The organism is Sphingobacterium sp. T2, assembly GCF_000814685.1.
Taxonomy (GTDB): domain Bacteria; phylum Bacteroidota; class Bacteroidia; order Sphingobacteriales; family Sphingobacteriaceae; genus Sphingobacterium; species Sphingobacterium thermophilum.
Genome location: NZ_JXAC01000280.1, coordinates 1 through 1,249, shown reverse-complemented (window position 1 = coordinate 1,249; position 1,249 = coordinate 1). Strand labels below are relative to the sequence as shown.

General features: G+C 42.8%; 2 protein-coding genes. Both read left to right on the top strand.

The window, feature by feature from the left end:
- Window positions 1-116 precede the first annotated feature (116 nt).
- A complete protein-coding gene (locus tag SD31_RS14045) occupies window positions 117-890 on the top strand; it encodes a TonB-dependent receptor plug domain-containing protein (RefSeq protein WP_052259095.1) in 774 nt (257 codons plus the stop codon).
- A 136-nt stretch (window positions 891-1,026) separates the two neighbouring features.
- The coding region (locus SD31_RS15745) for a hypothetical protein (RefSeq protein WP_156138384.1) at window positions 1,027-1,249 on the top strand (223 nt) is incomplete at its 3' end.

Sequence of the window (1,249 nt, the reverse complement as noted above, 5' to 3'; positions counted from 1 at the left end):
TCTATAATTGCAGCGAAGTTTTATTTAGACTTATTCTAAAGAGTGTTTAATTGTAATACTAACGATAATTTATTGAGAACAAATCAATTATAGTTACGCTAGCTACAATCGCAGGGATGCATGTTGCGCAAGCACAGACTCACGTGAAAGGCAAAGTCACCGATCAAGAACAACGTGCGATTGCAGATATCACTGTAACTATCGGAAACAAAAAAACGGTAACCAACCACAAAGGTCAATTTGAGATTTATATACCTTCTCCAGGAGATTTTACCATACAGCTCCACGGTCTGGGCTATAAAAGGCAACAATACACTTTCAGTCAACAGGGTGATATTACCCATATTCCTTCGTTAGTTCTGGAAAAAGAAGAATATGATATTGAAGAGATTGAAGTCTTCGGAGAAAGGAACAAAAGACCAAAAGGACTGGAAGATATCACCCGCATGCCTCTAAAGCCCAACGAGCAGATTCAGACCATCTCTGTCATTTCAAACAAAGTCATAGAAGCCCAAGGAGCTTTAACATTGACAGACGCGGTACGTAACATTCCCGGAGTAACACTTTTCGGTTCGTACGGAGGGGTGAAAGAATCTATGTCTACTCGAGGGTTTCGTGGCGTACCTGTATTGAAGAACGGTGTACGTATGGATACTCAGTTTCAAACCGCAGCCGGTGTGGTAGATATGCAGGGAGTAGAGTCCATACAGATGATAAAGGGATCGGCAGCCATAACACAGGGTGTTATTACCGACTTGGGAAATGCCGGAGGGGTTATTAACGTCGTAACCAAAACGCCGAATTTCGTTAATAGAGGACAGGTGGGATTACGTATAGGCAGTTGGGGACAACTACGACCTACCTTTGATGTCGAGACTGTACTAGATTAAAAAGAATCCTTGGCTATACGGGTTAATGGAGCTTACGAAAGAGCAGACAGCTACCGACAAGGGCTTGAAAAGCGACCGTTAGTCATATTTTAATCCCTCTATCACTTGGAGAGCTTCTGACAGAACGTCGATCACGATGGAAGCGGATTACCTAAATGCTAATGTCACGCCTCATTCTGCCGTAGTTAACCTTAACAGCTCTCAAGGAGTTAACGCATTGTATTTGGTGCCTTATAACAAATTTTTAGGGTTATCCAGTGACAACAACAATATTATTCAAAAGGCTGTCATGGCCAGCGTTCAGCATGAGCTCACCAACAACTGGAGCATCCGAGGTGCTTACGCAACAAATACCGCCA